This is a genomic window from Candidatus Tisiphia endosymbiont of Oplodontha viridula (assembly GCF_964264865.1).
Taxonomy (GTDB): Bacteria; Pseudomonadota; Alphaproteobacteria; order Rickettsiales; family Rickettsiaceae; genus Tisiphia.
Window position 1 is genome coordinate 648879 of the sequence record NZ_OZ183486.1, and the last position, 19838, is coordinate 668716.

Here is a 19838-nt window from a genome sequence, read left to right on the forward strand (position 1 = left end):
AATAAACTAATAGTTAGAGATTACACAGCTATTCTTTTGTTCGAAACGTAAGTTGGCTGCTTATAATAGTTGCGTAATGTATCTAAAACATCTAGGATTAATACCTATCATTTAATTATATATCATACTTTTTATGCTACACTAAGTTACTATTATATCAATAATTTTATTTTTTTATTATAATAAATAATTGCTTTTAGATGGTAAAATTTAAATCAATAGTGATATTTTGGCTTAGGGACTAATTTGCTCAAAAATATTTACTACAAGCCTTCAAATATGAATATCCGGTTACTACAGTTAAAAGTGCGGCAATCCATAAAGCTATTTGACCTATTAAATCCATATAAATTATACCTGAACCTTTAGAACCAAGAATTAACGCTGACAAAGCAAACATTTGGGTAAATGTTTTAATCTTAGCTAATCTAGACACAGGAATACTTACTTGAATTAAAGCTAGAAATTCACGTAGTCCAGCCACTAAAAATTCACGAGCTAAAATTAATAAGCACGGTATCTCTCCCGCTGCTCCTTTTTTTACCAACATTATAATTACACAACCTACTAATAATTTATCAGCTATTGGATCAAACATTTTACCAAACCCTGATACTAAATCAAATTTTCTAGCAAGATAACCGTCAAAAAAATCAGTAATACTAGCTATAATAAATAATAACGCTGCAATTCTATGAGCTAGTTTAGAGTTATCTAGATAAAAAGTCATTACAATAATTGGAATAACCACAATACGAGCTATCGTCAGATAATTTGGTATATTTTTGTCAATAGTCATTTATTATATATTTTTACTTCTTGAGAAAATGACAACGACGGATTATGACCTAAATCCAAGAAAATAGGAACAAATTTTTATAGAATAACTTAAAAGAACTAACCTAGCTTGCCAAAAAAACGCTGGTATCATTACTATCAATACCTAATGCTTTCCTCTCCTCTTCTGCTAAACCCATTGCAGCCAAATCTAACTCCTGTGTAATAGTACTACACTCAGGCTCTTTAGGAAGAGATGATAAATAAGATGTTTCGTCAGTTTCAATAATTTCTTCGTTTTTAAGATCATTATTCTGCAAACGTGCAAAATCCCAATTTTTTAATAATTCTGAAAAATAAGAATGGGGTTCATATCCAACTTGAAGCATTGTGTCTTTAAGACCTTGATCTTTTGAGTTCGATTCATGCTTTACTAATGATTGTAAAATGGTAGAAGGTGGATTTTGGGATTTAAGTTGTAGTATTATTTTATAGAAATCTTCAAAATTCGTATCTATAATTGTATTTATTTTTTCTAAGGCATTTGTTTCAGAGGCGGTACATAACCCCCAAGCTTCCGCTTTATCTATTATATATTTTTGTAATTTATTACTATCTTTACAATCTTTATATTTATAGTACTCATATAATTTAGCTAATGCCCATAAGCTTTCATAAGCAAAGTCTATTGTATTATGAGATATTGGTAATTCATTAAGGAAGGTTTTTATACTATTGATAGCCCTCACAAAGCATTCTCCTTGATTTCCATCCGATAAAATACCCTTATAAAAATTTGCCATTCCTTCATAGAATTTTATGTTTTCTTTTTCTTCAGGTGGTTGTAAGTTTGGCATCGTAACTTTTGCACTTCCCTTTGTCAATGCCTTATAGAGTTCCAAATAATTATAGCCTCTTTTATTTGCTACATTTTGCTTTGCTTCTACATCTTTTAATGTTGTTAATATTGAATAATCCTTATGAAAAATTGATAAGTGAAGTGGGGTATTGCCATCCTGATCTTGAACATTTAAGTCTATCTTAGGATGTTTAACGAGTAGAATAACAGTTCCTAGACTATTAACAGTTATTGCATGATGTAATGGAGTGTGTCCATAAAAATCTTGATTATTAGGATCAAATCCTTTTTTAAGTAGAAAACTTACAATTTTTGCAGCTCCGTAGCAAGCAGCTTCATTAAGTAAAGTTGCACCTCTTTGATCTCTTTGTTGGCTTAAACTAATGTCGAATTTGTTAATTATTAATTTTACTATCTTTTCATGTTTATCATTCGTGACTAAATACATTAATTCTTTAAATAAGTCTTCTAGTTTAATTTTAACAAAAGAATTGAAATCAGGACACCTACTATTTAACAATTCAAGTGTTTTTTTGTCCCTAGCTCTAATAGCATATATAAGAGCATGTTCCAAAAATGATTTATTTGATATGTAGCTATTTCTCTCTTTTCCTGTTATTTTAATTTTTGCCATAAAAACACTTTAATTAACAACCTCTATCAGTTATAAAATAATATAGCATAAATATTTAGTGCCACTAATAACAAAAGATATTATTCTCAGAAAATTATTTGAGTATATGTAGAGCTAACTAGGGCTAACATTACGCCAAATCCACAGACGTCATTGCGAGCTTACTTTTGCCCACATCTTTTTAAAGCCGTATACTTATAGCTCTATTAGTGAGGAGGGTGTAACAGATGAGGCGATGGTAAATCTAAAAAATGTCATTATTTAAATAATCCTTTTAATCCCTTTTCAATGGTAGACTTTACTTTGTTGGTAGGCTGCTCTCCATTAGTAGAAGATCCCCTATCTTGATCATTTTGCACTTCTTCTCCTGTGGGCTTTTTATCTTTGCCTACTCCAATAATATCTTTTAGTATGTCTTCAGGTTTTTTACCTTTCTTAACATCGTTAACCACGCTATTTACTAAATTCTTCACAAGATATTGCTGTAGTGCTTTAGTATCAAGTTTATGTTGTGGATTATTAAGATAGCCATAAAAACGAACTTTGAATGGTGGCATTAATTTTATATCGACAGTAATAATGCTATTCGTATCAAATGTATAGGCAGGAAGGTTAATATTGCCAGTAACTGCTACCTTTGACGAGGGGGCATCTAATGTGCCATGTGTTATATTAACTATGCCTTCTGTTATTTCAGTATCTACAGCAAGTTTTTGAAATTTTGTTTCACCACTTGCAAAGAAACCATCGAGCATTTTTAAAATAGTTTGAAGGTCTTTAATGTTTTTAAGGCTATCTAATACTTTTTGTAGATCAAATCCACTAACTTTACCATTGGACGCTGTTAATGTTGTTTTACCAAATAAGTTACTTACATATTGCAATTGGCTCTGACCTTTTGTTTTTAGATCGAGTACACAATTAACAACCCCTTGCGTAACTTTAATTTTACCTCCTTGTGGTACTATATTTTTTAACTCGGCATCCTTAATACTAGCTTTAAAGCTAACAGGTTGATTAATTTGAGAAGAAATTTTGCCAGTAGCGATTAAAGTGCCACCATATAAATTGCCATTTAAAGATTTTATATCCAGCACACCATTTGCTAATAACATAGTAGTTTTTATACTATCAAAAATCAGACTCCCTTTAATAATTTTTTGTATAGTTAAGGTTAAATCTCCATCAAACTTGTTTAAAAATGACAAATCTATCGTATCTTTAGACCAAGGCACAGAGTTGTCTACATTTTGCACCGAGTTAGTAGATCCACTATTAGGAGGTGCATCACTTAAATCATCTAAATTTAAGGAAGCTATTTTTATATCTGATAGAATCTTTGGTTTAGCAGATGTCAAATTTATATTTACTGCCCCACTAAAATTTACAGGGTTCTTTTTTAATGCAACAGTAAATTTATTTATGTTGATTTTTATAATTTCTGTCATATCTCCTTCGACTTGTGTTGAAAGAGAATAGCTACCAAGTATTTTATTAGGCGAACTAGTGGTTAATTGCCCTATAGTTTGACCTAAATTATCACCAAAACTCTCAATAGTAATAGAAGGTTTAATAACCTTATCTAAAGAGATAGTTCCTTTGACATTATTAGTAGTTTTTGCCAACATTATCATGCTATTAGTTTTAAGTAAATTTTGCTGTTTAATAGTCTCACCCTTTAGCAAAACATCGCCAAGATTAACAGATAAAGTTTTTCCAAACAAACTAGCAATGGTTGGTATATCACTAATTTTTAAATTATAAGAAATAACTAGGTCTTTATCCCAATCCTTAATACCTATATTGCCTGTTATATTAGCTTTATCGACAATTAGATTAATATTATTTAGCAATAAATTTTGATCTAAATATGCAAAGCCTGTGGCAAAAGAGAATGGCTTATCCAATAATTTAACGCTTAAATCTCCCTTATTATCTTCAAAATAAAAATTAGCATTACTTGTAGCTGATAGCTTACCTGCCGTAAAGTCAATACTACTTATTTTAAATGATTTCTTATCACTATTGATGTTAAAGGTTAGTTTGTGATCTAAATCGTGTAGGATAGGTATATCAGGAAAAATACTTTGCAGATTCTTAGCAGCTCCTTCCAGTTTGAGCTGTCCAACAAAAGTCATATTGTCGTAAGCAAAGTCACCTGAGAGATTAACTTTTTCTTGCAGAACATTTAAATTCACTGTTAAAGCTATACTACCATGCTTCTCCTCTATATTACCTTTGATATCATAATGCTTGCCGGAAGAATAGAACTGACAGGCTAAATCAGATGGACCATGGAGGTCTTTGATTTCTAATCTATCAATATCTATTGTTGTTGGAGTAACATTATTACCTTTAGCCTTATCAGCAAAATTAACATAATTTAGCTTAGCATCAACAATTTTAATTAAGTTTATATCTAACGAAAATTCTGCATTTTTATCATGCATTTTATCAGTTGAACTGTTACTAACATTGCTTTGTATTTTAGGAAATTCCCAAGAAGCTACACCATTTCGCATCCGTTCTAAATTAAGTACTGGTTTATTAATTTCAATCTTTGAGATTTCTATATTTCCTCTAAATAGCGATAATATAGAAAGAGAAGCAGATACTTCCTTAACTTCCAATAGAGAAGGATAATGAGCATTAGGTAGAGAAGCAAGCTTTATATCTCTAACTGTAATAGTAGGAGTTGGTAATAAAGATAGGGTGATCTTACCATTGACTTGTAGCTCTCGACCAGTTATTTCTTTGACTTTATCAGTTGCTAGGCCTTTATATGATTCTAAGGAAATAAATAAAGGAATTATTAGCAATATAACGATTATTAAAATAAATAACCCAGCTGAATATTTGAGAAATTTTTGCACTACAATTCCCTTTTAATTATGTAAAGAATTCATTATAGCAGGTTATAACTTTTCCACTAATTAAAAAAAATATTAAAGATAGTACTTAGTGGAGATATTATAACCTGCTATGATAAAGTGCATTTTTGCATAATTAGAAATAAATATTTTATGGTCTCTACTAAACAACAAAACTATGAACTAAAATCATACTTATACGCCTTGGCTTACAAATACCGGGTGTACCTAGCTAGCCTTACGCTTATGTCCATTGGTGCTTCACTGTTTAATATGTTCGTTAACTATCAAATTAAAGAAATTATTGATACTATTGCCAAAGATCCAAAAATAGATGTTACCCTACTTCTTTGGTTGTTTGTATTATATAAAATGATGAATCACGGTACGTTTTTTATCGTTAGGCTTTTTGATATTAAATACAAGCCAGCGATGCTTGCAGAAATCATCGAAAGCACTTATGGCAAAACTATCAGACACTCTTTACATTGGTTTGATTCTCATTTATCAGGAGAAATTGCCAGTAAAATCACTGATTTTCAAGACGGTATTATAACCATAATTACTGTTCTCAATCGTTCTTTGGTACAGCTTGTAACTATTGTAAGTGGCATAATATTTTTGTTCATGATGAATTATAAAATAGCAGGGGTTGTAATTGCTTTTCTTATTGTGTATGTACCAATAATGTCAGTTTTATTAAAAAAACAAGGACAACTGCAAGAAGAATATGTTAAGGCACGACAAGAAGCAGTAGGCATTATCAATGACTCTGTTGCCAATATTTTTGGTATTAAAATTATTGGCAATGTTTGGACAGAGCTGAAATTAAAACTCCTTCCTGCCATTGATAAATGGAAAGGCTGGGATAGAAAAACTAGGCAGTATGATGCTTATTATGTAGATTTGATCGATTCCATATTACTTACTATACTAGCAGCAGCCCAAATATGGCTGTTGGCATATTTATACAAAACTGAACAAATCACAGCTGGTGAATTTGCAGTTACTATAGCGATTACTTTTAACATTGAGTGGGCGATTGATCAGTTATTAGACAGTATAATATTTTCCATAAATCCTAAGATTGCTGCCATCAAATCTTCATTTAACTTTATTCATACTATCTCAGATGTTACTGATGCAGAAAATGCTAAGTTGCTTCCTCGTGTCAAAGGTGATATTAAATATCAAGACGTAACCTTCCGTTATAGTAGTGGAAGTACTATATTTGACAATCTTACATTGCACATCAAACCTGGAGAAAGGATCGGTATAGTTGGCACATCAGGTGCTGGAAAAACTACTTTAATTAAATGCTTGCTTAGATATTTCAATTTACAAAGCGGATATATTTTTGTAGATGGATATGATATTTCACAAGTAACGGAGGAGTCGCTAAGAAGCAATATCTCAGTAATCCCTCAAGATATTACGATGTTTCATCGTTCTATTCTAGAGAATCTGCAGCTAGCTAAATATGATGCTACTTTACAAGAGATTGAAGAAGCTTGTAAAAAAGCTAAAATACATGATGATATTGAGAGAATGCCTAATGGTTACCATTCAATAGTTGGTGAACGAGGTGTAAAGGTAAGTGGCGGACAACGGCAACGTATTGCAATCGCTAGGGCTATTTTAAAAAATGCACCCATCCTTATTTTAGATGAAGCAACATCGGCACTTGACTCACCAACTGAAGCCTTAATTCAAAAATCTATAAATGAAGTTTTGGAAACTACTAATGCTACAACTATTGTCATTGCTCACCGTTTATCAACACTTCTGCATATGGATCGTATTTTAGTATTCGAGCGTGGCAAAATTGTAGAAGATGGCACTCATACTATGTTAATTACTAAAGGAGGAATCTATAAAACTCTGTGGGATGCACAAATTGGAGGATTCTTGCCAGATGATAAAAATAAGAAAGCATGAAAATATAGAGTAACAAGTATATACTCAAATCATTTGGATATGTAAAACTTTTGTGTTTCAAGGGAACAAATACTATTTGGAATAATTTTATGCCAAATAGTATCTGCAGGTTTTGTGGTAGAAATACAAAATATACCTGAAATAAATGCCCGATAACCGTAGGCATTATCAGGTAATATTGATATACTTTTTGGCATTAGAACCATCGTTTTTTTAAATCCTAATGCATTGTTTGTATTTGGAATTAATAAATTTGATTTTACAGGAATTTCTTTCAATAACACCCCAGAAGGGAAAGGAGTTCTTAGTAGTAATGTACCAACATGTGGTATTTGTCCTTTTATTTTTAAATCATAATTTTCATCAGAATCATTAACTAATTGTGTAATAAGATGTGTATAAGGGAAATCTTTTTCTTTACACTCTTTAAAGTCTTCAACATATATTGTACCAATAATATTTTTCTCTTCTTTCCCATGAGTAGCAATTACATTTGCAACTAACATATAGAGTCGTTCTACTAGTTTTTCTTCATCTGCTTCTCCTAATTGTATTAATTTTTTCCTAGCAATCTCCCTAGACCACATCAAGTCAGGAATGTCATCTATAGAGTCAGGAAAACCTGTACTTTGCATGTCATACTTATATACAAAGAACCAAAAAGCCTCTGCAGCAAGTTGTTCTATCAACATAGTGTTAATAATCATATTATTTCTCTATATTTGTTTATCAGAACCTTTTTACTTATGTTATAGACTTAACATAGATAGTGCAAGAAGAAAATATCAATAGTAGAAAAAACAAATACAGCTACGTATTTGACTCATAGTTAATAAATCAACTTAATTTGTCCTATAGTTCCTAATATAATTCGCTCCTTCTAGGAAACAAATCACTCAATCCTGTTTCTTCCATTATGAACTTGATCGTAGAACGTATCAAGTGTGAGTTCCTAAGAAACTTATTATTAATCAATTCTTAAAAACATAACAATTGTTATTGTATTCCTTCCTATTCATTATTTTTTATAGTCTACATATTTCAGCGGATCAACAGCTATCTTTCCCTCGCGAATAGCAAAATGTAGCTGAGGATATTTAGCATCTCCAGTACTCCCTACATGTCCTATTATCTTGCCTTGTGAAATTCTTGCTCCTTTTTGAACAAGTAGGTCTTGCAAATGAGCATAAGCAACATAAAGGTCGCTATTATCTAACTTTATTATTAATAAGTTACCAAACTTTGTATCATTACCTGCAAACACTACTTGACCTGTTGCAATAGATTCTACAGCAGTTCCTTCGTCTGCAGCAATATTAATTCCTTTGCTTTTTCCTTTAGATGTTTGTTCACCAAATTTGATAATAATTTTACCTTCAATTGGTTTGATAAATTTTGCTGTATTAGTTTGAACAGTATTTTTCGTTTTTTTTACAAGACTTTCTTGATTTTTTTTATTTAATAACTCAGTACTAATCCTTATTGTGATAATTTGGGATTCATTAAGATGATATGGTGCAGATATGTTATTTAGCTCAGCTAATTCTTCAACCTGCTGACCATAATCATTTGCTATTGATACTAATGTTTCTCCTTGTTGCACCTCGTGGTAGATTAGCTTACTATCATTTGGTTTCACTTTTGGAACTATTATTACGTCGTCTCGATTTTCAGTTTCTATGGCATTACGATCTTTTAAGAAACCAGTTGGAGCGTCAAAATCTTTTTCTTTCTCATCAATTTCTCTACTTATTATTTCATCTTCATCGCTTTCTAATATGTTCTTATTTTCGGAATATGCTGTAGTTGGTGAATTGATGGTTGTAGACTTTTTGGTAAAATCCTTTCCATGATTATACTCAATAGGGGCTGGAGGTTGTGTGCTACATCCAGAAATCAAAAAGACTATAAAATAGACAAAAACTATATTACTCTTCATAACTTACCAAAAAATTTGCAATTTTATTATGCAATAAACTAACTTTAATATAGAATCAAGTCTAGTATTTTTTTATCAAAATTAAGTAATTATGAAAACTTACGATCTTATAATAGCCAGTGATCACTCCGGATTTCTACTCAAGAGTAAAATTATCAGTTATTTACACGATAAAAATATATCTATTCTTGATTGTGGTACTTACAATCAAGAAATAGTGGATTATCCAGATTATTCTAAAAAAGTTGTTGATGGGATTTTAGAAAATGTAGCTCCTTTGGGAATTTTAATTTGTGGAACTGGCATAGGTATGTCAATTGCCACAAATCGTACGTCTGAAATAAGGGCAGCTTTATGTTTTGACTTATTTATGGCAGAAAGATCAAGGGCGCATAATGATGCTAATATAATAGTGTTAGGAGCTAAAATACCCAATGAGGAACTAGCTTGTAAAATGATCGATAAATTTTTAACGACTAAATTTGAAGGTGGAAGACATAGTGCTAGATTAGCAAAAATAAACTAATTTGCTGTTGCTTTCATTATCAAACAGCCCACATTATTATTTTGTTCATCAGAGATGTCCAATGCCGTTCTACAATGATAATTAGTAGCCTTAATGTTTATACCACGCATAATTAACAATTTTGCTATATAGTAATTATTAGTTTCTGCAGCTTCATGTAAAAGAGTATAATTATCATTCCCCCTTCTTTGGATGATTGGATAATTATCCAAAAGAACCCTAAGAACAAATAAATTATTTTTTCTAACTGCCTCAAATGCTCTATCCGTTGCATCACTTACTATAGTAGTATGGAAATCACTATCATAATTATCAATAGACTTCTTTCGAAACTCTACTTCTGCTGGTGATTTGTACGTCGATGCGGTACTCGAATCCTCACGTACATTAGAGTACGCTGCGGGTCGAGGTTCCGCGTCTCCTTCAAATCCCTCAGCATAAGCGAGTTTCGAAAGAAATCTAATAAAATTATCTATCATCTTTCTTTGCTGCTTTCTATTGTCACTATCATAAATTTTCTTAAACATTTGAATAAATGAATACATATCCATTTGCTCTAATCTTGCCTCTTCTGTAAGCTCTCCCAATACTACATCATCATTTGGTAAAAGTAACATTTGTGCTTCATCTTGTACAAATTCAGTTATTTTAGGCGATGTTTCTTTGATGGTGCTAGCTTTATCTTTTGTGATTGCAGATTGATGAGGTTGATACTTATTTACTTCTTGCACTTCTTTGATTACATTCCTATCTCTCTCTATGGTATCTTTTTCTAGGGCAGTTTTACTAGAGTCATCTAGTTGCTTATCCTTTTTTACAAATACTGGGATAAGAGTTTGAGGCTTAGTCACTTTAGATTCAGTATTTTCCTTAGGTGATACTATTGGTACGATAGGAGCAGTTACTTGCGGTGAAGCAGGCTTTTTTTCTTGCGAAGAAGGCAATATATCTAGATTAGGAGCAACCACTTCTTTATTATCTTCATTACTTGACTGCTGCAATATTACTGGATCTTTCTCTTTATCAGGTATAGTTACAGAAGGTACAGTAGCTTGTGACTCAGACTTATTACTACTCGGAATATCTATTTGAGGTTTAGACTGAGCAGATGAATCAAGTGGCTTAATAGGCACAGCATCTTTAACCTCAGTTGTTGGAAGAGTAGGAGAATCTTTGTTGGTATTACTGTCATTCTTACTAGGCGTATCTAAATCAATTTTTTGGTACAGATGTTTATCTAATTGATCCAATTCTTTTGTATTTTCTAAGGTTGGTAATTTATTATTCCCTAAATCAATGAAGGAATCTGTTTCACCTTCTTCATTATTAGTATCTTGTGGTGTGGATGCTGGTTTGCTTGATCCTGATACTTCATTATCAATTTTCTTAGAATGCATAAATTGCTGTATTTTTCCCAGCAAAGAATCTGCCTCTTCTTTCTGTTGATTCATTTTATCACTTTCTAATTGTGGCAATGCTGGGGGAAAAGGTGGTGGAGCAGCATCAGCCTTATCCATAAACAAAAAGATAGTTATTAGGACTATAAAAAATTTGTTACCTAAGATAATCTCCTTACTCTCCATGTTACAGTACATTTATAATTATTCTCACGTTAAATTTATTATACTAGGTTCTTATATCTTTAAATCATGATATAAGAACCTAAGTAATCAAAAACGATAAATAGCCTAAGTAACATCCCCACAACTGTTGAAAGTTAAAAGATCGTCTATTAGCGAGGAGACCGTAGGTCGACGAAGCAATCTATATGACAAGCTTTATGGATTGCCACGCTCACGTACGTTCGCTCGCAATGACGATCTTTTAACTTTCAACAGTTATGTTGGCAATGCCTACGCGGGAATAACACCGAAGGTGTATTAAGAACTCTATCCCCTATTTATCAAAGCTTATAGCCCGACTTTTAAATTACCCTGTTAAAATAAGACTAACACAAATGATATCCTCCACTAAGTCATTTTTTATCATTTGGTATTAATTTTTGAATTTCTTTTTCTACCAATTGTTTTACTAATAAAGGTAAGTTTTTATTTAACCATTGACTCAATTGTGGTCGTAACATTTCAATAATTATATCCTCTAATGTTTTGACCGTAGGGTTCGAAGCATTTGTACTAATCTCCTGAGCTGTTTTCGAGAAATGCTGGAAAATCTTAGTAGTTTCTGCTGCAGATTTATCGGATACCAAGGATGTCTGCAATAGTTCCTCTTCTAGTTCACTATGCCTATTATTTTCTAACTTATTTGCCTCATCCCCTACTATATTTGTCAATTCTAGTATTTCATCATCGTTAGATTGATTACTATAGTCAATTGAGGAGAAGTCGGTAGCGTCGTCTTCGATCGCTCGCCTATTGCATATAGGCGTCGCTCCATCTCTCTTGCTACCCAATCCTGCTGAATTGACTATACCACGACTATCAATCATTCCTTTAATTGATTTCAATATCTCTTCAACTGACATATCTTGTTTTTTTTTATGATCTTTACTCATTAAAAACCTATAATAAGTTTCTTCTTGAGTCCTTTAAACTCATCTTCAGGAATAAAATATTTAACTTTCAATTTTAAGCTTTTTGCTGTCAATTCCCCAATTAAAGATTTCATTTGGTAAGCTGCTAAAATAGAGTCTCTGTGTGCATCAACTTTTGACACCCTAGCACTATGTAATTTTTCTTCAGCAGTTAAAACGTCTAAGATTGTTTTAGAACCAACAATTTCTTCTTGTATTGTCCCATCGTAAGCTATTTGAGCAGCTTCTACACCTTGTGATGTGGCAATAATTTTAGACTTTGCTGCTTCAAATCCTTCCCAACTACCAATAGCACTTGCCCTAATTTGTTTTATTGTATCATCAAGTTGAATAGCTGCACTCCTAGTACTATTTTTAGCTTTCCTAATTCTTGAATATTCGCTACCCCCGTGAGAATAAATAGGTATATTAACTGATAATGCAGATGTAGTACTTCTATTATTGGTATTAGATAGGCTTTCTGGAGTGTAATGGGTTTTACCAGATTGAACTTTAAAGCTTACCTTGGGTAAAAGTTCAGCTTTTGCTGCCAGTTCACTAGCTTTATGACTTTTAACACTATGTCTTGTACTATCTATGTTAGGATTAACATTTATCGCTCTTTGCATTAAATCCTCTAATGAAGTAGGTAAGTTATCAGGTATAGGAGGCATATCAATATCACTTGCTTCTATACCGAACATTCGAATAAAGCTTGCTTTTGTTGCTTGATAATTAGCATATGCTGTTAACTTCTCAGTTTCAGCTTTTGCAAGACCAGCTTTGGCACTAGCTAAATCTATTGATGTTGCCTCACCTAATTTTAGTTTTTCTTCAATGGTTTCTAATTGCTGTTTGTTAGCTTTTACACTAATTTCAGAAATCTCATATTTTTCTTTTGTTTCATAACAATCGAGATAAGTTTTTATTAGGTTAAGAAGAATTTTTTGTTCTTCTGCATAATATTTAGCACGTGATGCCCTAAAAGCTGATTGGGCGGCTTTCAAAGTTGCAACACTACTCCCACCACTAAATATAGGCTGCTCTATTACTAAAGCTCCCTGTTGTGATTTCAGCTCTTTTTTAGTAGAAGTAGCATATTGACTATTCGGTTTATTCGTATTAATAGCAGAATCAATATTATAAGACGCACTGGGCATAAAACCTGAAAAAGCTGCAGAGAACTGTTCAATTTCATTTAAAAAAATCTGCCTATTGATTTGTAACTCACCATTATTATTATACGCACTAGTTAGAGCATCAGATAAGTTAACAGCATAAACTGAATAGTTTAGTAAAATGATAACGGCGAAGTATAGGAATTTATGCATAATTGGTTTTCTAAAAATATGTTTATGTTAAAAAATTTTGCTAGCTTATGCAAGAAGTTAAAGGTATTCTTGATCTAAAACTTGATTTGTTGTGATAAAGCTAGCACGTATAGCTAAAAAATATTTAATCAGATCAAATCAAGTAGCTATAACATATCAAAAACTAACTGTCAGAGCAATATAACAGTTTTAAAGTGTAGTTTTTATTTGTATTATTTTGAGTAATAATTTAAAAATTTTAATATAATTCAATTATCTATTATGCCTAACATATACTCTTTCCTTTCAAAAGTCGCTTTACCCACTATCTTATCAAATGCTTCTATTGCTAGTGCTATAGAACAGTTAAAGTTTGATTCTATGAAAACACTCAAAACGTTTCCTAGGAACTTAAGAGCTATTAAAAAAAGAGTTGACTGTATATATAACATATTTCTAGATTCAGAAGATCAACAAAGGGAACGAGAAATAGCTGAATCATTCAGAGAAACAGTAGGTAATTCTTTAGATGAATTAGAAAAGTACATTGATGAACAGCAACAGGTAAAGGAAGAGATATTATTCTTTGAAGATGCTTTCATTGAGCTAATAATAAAAGTTCTTGAAAGTATTTTGGAGTTTCAAAATAAACTAGATAACTTGTATCCTGGAGCGTCAAAAGATATAGTTGATTATTTAGGTAATTTATTAGTTGGTATAATAGCTGTACAAATGCCTGTAGTTGGTTTAATACTCAAGGGAAGTGGCTTATTAGACTCAGTAAAATCTTTTCTCAGTACTGAAAATCTAACTAAGACAGTAGAGAATTGGCAAGAAAAACTAGAAATAGTTAGAGAAAAACGAACCGAAATAGAAAAAAGTACAAACCTTAAAGAAAAATATTCCAAAGCTACGCAGATTGTTGAAATCACAGAAATAGCAGGGGTGTCACCTGTAGCTGTAGCAGAATTAGGGCTAGATATTGACTCTTTGAAGAAAATTAATAAATTGGTTGTACAAGATCCAAAAGAAAAAAAATCTTTTAAAAAACTTATTGACTTATCTGAAGAAATCCCTCATACTAAGGATGATATAATGGGAGGTGTTGACCTTCTACGTAAAGGTATGACTAAAATCCTTGGAAATATACCTAATCAAGGAAAATATCTAAAAAAATCAATTGAAACCGAATTATCTCACATAAAAGAAAACCTTATTGCTGCATTAGATCCCAATAAAAGCATTCTTGAGAAGTTAGGATATTGCCAAAAAGCAGCCAAAAATATATTGATTATTAAGTCAAAAATACAAGAAACAGTCAAATTAATACCTGACAGGGAAAAAATCACCACATCTTTTGCGAATTTAGTTAAGGATAAGACAAAAAATATTCTACCAGCATATTTTTTGAAAAACCTTACATCGTTAAGAACCCCGCTAGAATCGTTACCTGAACTGCTACAAGTAGGAAATGCTATGAAAGTAGTCCTTGAAAATAGTAGTAGTAAAAACCAAGGTGTAGTACGAAAAAGGTAACATTTTTAACAAACTACACGCGAATTAGGGATAAGAATTAACTAATTCTTATCCAAAATTGGGGTAAACTACTTGAAAACTATACACTTGCTGTAATTTTGGTGTATAGTTATTCTTTATCTTTCATTTTATGTATACTCGGTGAACTTCAAGAATTGGCGTCGTCGTGTCTAAAGATCTTCGCTGCTCACGTACTAATGTACGCTCCGCTGCTCGACTTTGACACTCCTAGCTCTTCTTGAAGTTGACCTTCGTCTACCCAACTCTTCATTTACGAGCAGTTATAATATGTCAACTAATCAACAACAATCAATAGCAGAATTAGAATATGGAGCTGACTCCATCAAAGTTTTAAAAGGTCTTGAGGCAGTAAAAAAAAGACCCGGTATGTATATTGGTGATACTGACGATGGTTCAGGATTACATCATATGATTTATGAGGTTGTTGATAACGCAATCGATGAAGCTTTAGCTGGTTATTGTAACTTAATTGAAATAATACTAAATGCAAACGGATCTGTAACAGTGCGTGATAATGGACGTGGGATACCTGTTGATATTCATGAAGAAGGTATATCAGCAGCCGAGGTTATTATGACTCAACTGCATGCTGGAGGCAAGTTTGATCAGAATTCTTATAAAATATCTGGTGGATTACATGGTGTTGGTGTATCTGTGGTAAATGCTCTGTCAGAATGGTTAGAACTTAAAATTTGGCGGGCTAATAAGGAGTATTTTATAAAATTCAGAGATGGTGCTACTGAAGTACCATTGTTACTGAAAGGAGATTCATCAGAGAAGAATGGTACTGAAATTACTTTTCTTCCATCTGTTACAACTTTTAGTACGATTGAATTTAATTTTGCTACTGTAGAGCATAGGCTTAGAGAACTAGCCTTTTTAAATTCCGGTGTAAGGATATTATTAAAGGATCATCGTTTTTCTGAACAACAGGAAGTAGAATTCTGCTTCACTGGTGGTGTAGAAGCTTATGTCAAGTATGTTGATAGAGCCAAAACCTCATTACATAAATGTATAGCACTCAATACCAATAACCAAGCAACAGGGATTACTTTCGAACTAGCTATGAATTGGAATGATTCATATCATGAAAATATTTTATGTTTTACCAATAATATAAGGCAGCGTGATGGTGGTACGCACCTTATTGCCTTTAAAGCCGCTCTTACTAGAGTTGTCACAACTTATATTGAGAATACTCAGCTTAACAAAAAAAATAAAGTAAATTTCACTGGTGATGATACGAGAGAAGGTCTCTCATGTATTTTATCAGTAAAAGTACCAGACCCTAAGTTTTCTTCACAAACTAAAGATAAATTAGTTAGTTCTGAAGTTCGACCTATCGTAGAAAGTGCCGTATATACTAAGATTTTGGAATGGTTTGAAGAACATCCTAGTGACGCAAAAATAATTATTAATAAAATTATTGAAGCTGCAACTGCTAGAGAAGCAGCAAAAAGAGCAAGGGAATTAACTCGTCGGAAATCGGCTCTCGAAATTTCTAACTTACCTGGAAAACTTGCTGATTGTCAAGAGAAAGACCCTGCTCTTTCAGAGTTATTTATTGTGGAAGGAGATTCTGCCGGTGGTACAGCAAAGCAGGGTAGAGATAGGAAATTTCAAGCAATTTTACCACTGCGAGGTAAAATCTTAAACGTTGAAAGAGCTAGATTTGATAAAATGTTAAACTCTGAGCAAGTAGGGACTCTAATAACAGCTCTTGGCACTGCTATTGGTAATGAAGAGTTTTCTTTGGAGAAGTTAAGATATCATAAAATAATTATTATGACTGATGCTGATGTTGATGGTTCGCACATCAGAACCTTATTACTTACTTTCTTTTACCGGCATATGCGTCAATTAATTGATAAAGGATATCTATATATAGCTCAGCCGCCTTTATATAAAGTAAAAAAAGGTAATAACGAACTTTATTTAAAAAATGAACAAGCTCTGCAAGATTATTTAGTCAAATCTACTATTAGTGATGCAACAATTATGTTGTATAATGGAGCAGAGATCATTGGTAATGATCTTGAGGGGGTAATAAAGGCGGTTATTAGGTTCACTACGTTACTTGACCAAGTAAGCAAAAAATTTAATAGGCAAATTGCAGAATGTCTAGCTATAAAAGGTTTATTAGGTAATCAAATATTTGATGAAAATAAAACGAATGAAATAAATCAGGCTTTAAATATTTTAAATCTTGGTGATATCACACCTGATAAGACAGACTGGCAGTTTATAGTTAACGCAAATAATATAGAATTTTTTCGTTTTGTTCGGGGGGTAAAAGAAAGTAAAATTTTATCAAAAGAACAGCTTGAGTCTTTTGAATTTATTCAGCTAGCTAAAGCATTTACCCCACTTGTAAATTTATTTATTGGACAAGCAAAGTTGTTGATCAAAAATCAGGAATTTATGATTACGTTACCTAGTATCTTGCTGAATTATATATTAGAACATGGTAAAAAAGGTATATCTATTCAACGTTTTAAAGGTCTTGGAGAGATGAATTCTGATCAGTTAGGAGAGACAACATTAGATCCACAAAAAAGAACTTTACTGCAAGTTAAAGTACATGAACAAGATAGTGCCGAGGTGATTTTTTCAACATTAATGGGAGATATTGTTGAACCTAGAAGACAATTCATTCAAGCAAATGCTTTGAATGTAGTTAATTTAGATGTTTAAAACTCATAGGCACTCCCTTAAAGGTTAACTAAGTTTTTATAGCAAGAAGTAGAAATGTATTGGGATACCATTCATCCAAATGGTGACTAAAAATAGACATCATCAAGATAGGTTGTGTAACGATGAAAAATTACTTGAACCAAATTAAATTGGGTATACTCTTCTGCTTTAAAGAATTGGCTTTTGCAAATACTTGCGGAGAATTCGCGTACAAACAATGGTTTACTACGCCTAGTCCGCTCGCCTCTTGTTTTACGCTCCAATTCTTCAAATTATTTGAGTATATCAAGATTGCATTCATGGTGTTCATGGGCTTTTTTGCTTTTGAAGCAAATGCTCAAATTGTACAAGCATCTTCGGTTAACGAGATTAAAACATATACTTCTCAATTTGATGGCGAAAACACTCTTATTTTATTTGACCTCGATTATGTGCTGTTTGTCCCACGGGATAGCGTGTTGAGATATGTGGGCGAAAAAGACAATTATCGCTCAAAACACCTCAAAGCCATCTTTAAAGATTTCCAAGGAAAAGAGATTGCACTTAATGGGCGTAAAGTACCGATGGCTGAGTATTTAACTAGTCAGATTTTGTCTTCTATTAAGGTTGAATTGCTTTCTCCAGACATGCCAAATTTTGTTAACGAACTTGATGCTCAAAAAATGACTATTGTTGGGTTTACGGCCAACAGCAGTGGGAACTATGGTATCGTTCAGAATGAAGCACAACTTCATTTATCACGCTTAAAGTCTCTTGGATATCATTTTAAAGATAATGGTGATTTATTAAAGGAGGACTTTCCTAAATGTATCTCTCGTGTTATATTCACGAACAAAACAGATAAAGGGAAAGTGCTTTTAGGTTTCTTGGAGCAATTAAATAAAAATTACAAAAATATCATTTTTGTCGATGACCACTTAAAAAATCTAATTTCAGTGCAAAATGTACTTAAAGATAAATATCCTCAAATTAATTATCTAGGTATTCATTATACTGAACTCAAAGATAAAAATGAGGTATTAAATCAGGATATAGCAGATAAACAGTTTCAAGTATTATCCCAAGAGCATATATGGCTGAGTGACGATGAGGCACAAGCTCGACTGAAGATGAGATCCATCCGAAATTCTGATTAAAAGGGATCAAATTTCAATTCTAGTTAACCACCTCTCTCTTACTCAAGGCATTTTGTACAATATTTATGTCCTCTGATAGTGATTTTTTGTCCGAAAATTACACTTTTTTGCTCCTACTTAGAAATGTTCACAAAGGCTAATTTTACAATTCACATTTAACCTAATTTTTCTTTACATTATTCAACTTTGGCTTTATTTATTCCTCATTTGTAATAAAACTGAGGCTTGTTTATCACTTAACCAAATAGATTGAGTTTTAAGAAAATTTTGCTGCAAAGTAGAAATATTGTTTGTAAATTTTTGTTTTACAAATTTATCATAGCTATATTCTACTAGCACTATTTTACCAATCTGATTTTTTAGGTGTTTTTCAATAGAATCTAAATTTTGAGGTTTATCGTCTATCACCACTATCTTGCTATAGGCAGTATGTTGTTGATCAAGGTATGCCTTGAGAACTAATCCCTTTTCATATCCTCTTGCAAAAATAACTCCCTCAATGGTTTTTGGCTGGGGTCTTTTTTGTTTATCAATTTTTATTTGACCGTGATATCTTTTATTAAACAATAATCCTTTATCTTTAAGCATATCAACACGATCTTGTTCCTGATCAAAATATGGATTATTTGGTCCCATTGATGTTAAGGCAATAACGTTGTAACCATTGAACTTTAGAAACCAAAAGTGTTTCATTAAGCTTGGTTCAATTAGCTTATATTCCATCTGAGCAGCAATAAGTGCATATATATTTTTTCTCTGAGCTAGACCTTGTGATTTTTCAATGTCATCAAGAAATTTATGACGTACTTCACGATTATTATGGCTTAAATAGCTGTCCTTAGGACAAAGAATAACTCCATCAATATCAAATACAATTAGCACATCTTTACCTTTTATTGTGTCATTTTTAATTTGATCAACTAAATTATCAAAAGAATGTAGCTTTATTCTTTCAATACTTGCAAATGCTTCTATTACGATAAATTGCAAAATTAGAATTATTAAAATTTTTCTCATAAAAATTCTCTATTCATATTTTTAATGATGATTATTATTAATATTCAA

Annotated in this window: 14 protein-coding genes; 5 read left to right on the forward strand and 9 right to left on the reverse strand. The window is 32.0% G+C overall.

Features of this window, described 5'->3' with window-relative positions:
- Window positions 1-250: 250 nt before the first annotated feature.
- The 3 genes from pgsA to ACFEL1_RS03095 form a co-directional block, all read right to left on the reverse strand.
- Window positions 251-799 carry a CDP-diacylglycerol--glycerol-3-phosphate 3-phosphatidyltransferase gene (pgsA, locus tag ACFEL1_RS03085; RefSeq protein WP_341761443.1) on the reverse strand — a complete coding sequence of 183 codons (549 nt, stop codon included), beginning with the start codon at window positions 797-799 and terminating at the stop codon, window positions 251-253.
- A 103-nt stretch (window positions 800-902) separates the two neighbouring features.
- Complete coding sequence (locus ACFEL1_RS03090) at window positions 903-2270, reverse strand: ankyrin repeat domain-containing protein (RefSeq protein WP_375331418.1); 1368 nt, start codon at window positions 2268-2270, stop codon at window positions 903-905.
- A 257-nt stretch (window positions 2271-2527) separates the two neighbouring features.
- On the reverse strand, window positions 2528-5143 hold the full coding sequence (locus ACFEL1_RS03095) for an AsmA family protein (protein ID WP_375331419.1): 2616 nt from the start codon (window positions 5141-5143) through the stop codon (window positions 2528-2530).
- Between the two features lie 243 nt (window positions 5144-5386).
- Between ACFEL1_RS03095 and ACFEL1_RS03100 the strand changes: the two genes are divergently transcribed.
- Window positions 5387-7078: an ABC transporter ATP-binding protein gene (locus ACFEL1_RS03100; RefSeq protein ID WP_410521697.1), complete on the forward strand. Its 1692-nt coding sequence runs from the start codon at window positions 5387-5389 to the stop codon at window positions 7076-7078.
- A gap of 29 nt (window positions 7079-7107) precedes the next feature.
- Here the strand turns inward: ACFEL1_RS03100 and ACFEL1_RS03105 are convergent, their stop codons facing one another.
- Together ACFEL1_RS03105 and ACFEL1_RS03110 are read right to left on the reverse strand one after the other, a co-directional pair.
- A complete protein-coding gene (locus ACFEL1_RS03105) occupies window positions 7108-7785 on the reverse strand; it encodes a hypothetical protein (RefSeq protein ID WP_375331421.1) in 678 nt (225 codons plus the stop codon).
- Window positions 7786-8096: 311 nt separating this feature from the next.
- The gene (locus tag ACFEL1_RS03110) at window positions 8097-9017 is read right to left on the reverse strand and encodes a murein hydrolase activator EnvC family protein (RefSeq protein ID WP_375331422.1); all 921 of its coding nucleotides are present in this window, start codon (window positions 9015-9017) and stop codon (window positions 8097-8099) included.
- Between the two features lie 91 nt (window positions 9018-9108).
- Here ACFEL1_RS03110 and rpiB point away from each other — a divergent pair, with 91 nt between their 5' ends.
- Window positions 9109-9543, forward strand: a complete 435-nt coding sequence (gene rpiB, locus ACFEL1_RS03115) for a ribose 5-phosphate isomerase B (protein ID WP_375331423.1) — start codon at window positions 9109-9111, stop codon at window positions 9541-9543.
- Here rpiB and ACFEL1_RS03120 read toward each other — a convergent pair.
- The 3 genes from ACFEL1_RS03120 to ACFEL1_RS03130 all read right to left on the reverse strand — a co-directional run bounded on the left by ACFEL1_RS03120 (window position 9540) and on the right by ACFEL1_RS03130 (window position 13407).
- The gene (locus tag ACFEL1_RS03120; protein WP_375331424.1) at window positions 9540-11138 is read right to left on the reverse strand and encodes a palindromic element RPE1 domain-containing protein; all 1599 of its coding nucleotides are present in this window, start codon (window positions 11136-11138) and stop codon (window positions 9540-9542) included. The two genes, rpiB and ACFEL1_RS03120, sit on opposite strands and share 4 nt — an antisense overlap.
- A 380-nt stretch (window positions 11139-11518) precedes the next feature.
- Complete coding sequence (locus ACFEL1_RS03125) at window positions 11519-12058, reverse strand: DUF2497 domain-containing protein (RefSeq protein ID WP_342278312.1); 540 nt, start codon at window positions 12056-12058, stop codon at window positions 11519-11521.
- Window positions 12058-13407: a TolC family outer membrane protein gene (locus ACFEL1_RS03130; protein ID WP_375331425.1), complete on the reverse strand. Its 1350-nt coding sequence runs from the start codon at window positions 13405-13407 to the stop codon at window positions 12058-12060. The genes ACFEL1_RS03125 and ACFEL1_RS03130 overlap by 1 nt, the downstream gene beginning before the upstream one ends.
- 261 nt (window positions 13408-13668) lie before the next feature.
- On the opposite strand from ACFEL1_RS03130, the gene ACFEL1_RS03135 reads away from it, so the two are divergent.
- From ACFEL1_RS03135 to ACFEL1_RS03145, 3 genes are all read left to right on the forward strand, one after another.
- A complete protein-coding gene (locus ACFEL1_RS03135) occupies window positions 13669-14922 on the forward strand; it encodes a hypothetical protein (RefSeq protein ID WP_375331426.1) in 1254 nt (417 codons plus the stop codon).
- 288 nt (window positions 14923-15210) lie between these two features.
- Window positions 15211-17637 carry a DNA topoisomerase (ATP-hydrolyzing) subunit B gene (gene gyrB, locus ACFEL1_RS03140; protein WP_375331427.1) on the forward strand — a complete coding sequence of 809 codons (2427 nt, stop codon included), beginning with the start codon at window positions 15211-15213 and terminating at the stop codon, window positions 17635-17637.
- A 308-nt stretch (window positions 17638-17945) separates the two neighbouring features.
- On the forward strand, window positions 17946-18773 hold the full coding sequence (locus ACFEL1_RS03145; RefSeq protein ID WP_375331428.1) for a DUF2608 domain-containing protein: 828 nt from the start codon (window positions 17946-17948) through the stop codon (window positions 18771-18773).
- A gap of 192 nt (window positions 18774-18965) precedes the next feature.
- Here ACFEL1_RS03145 and ACFEL1_RS03150 read toward each other — a convergent pair whose 3' ends face one another.
- Entirely contained in the window at window positions 18966-19790 is an 825-nt protein-coding gene (locus tag ACFEL1_RS03150; RefSeq protein ID WP_375331429.1) for a DUF2608 domain-containing protein, read from the reverse strand.
- Window positions 19791-19838 lie beyond the last annotated feature (48 nt).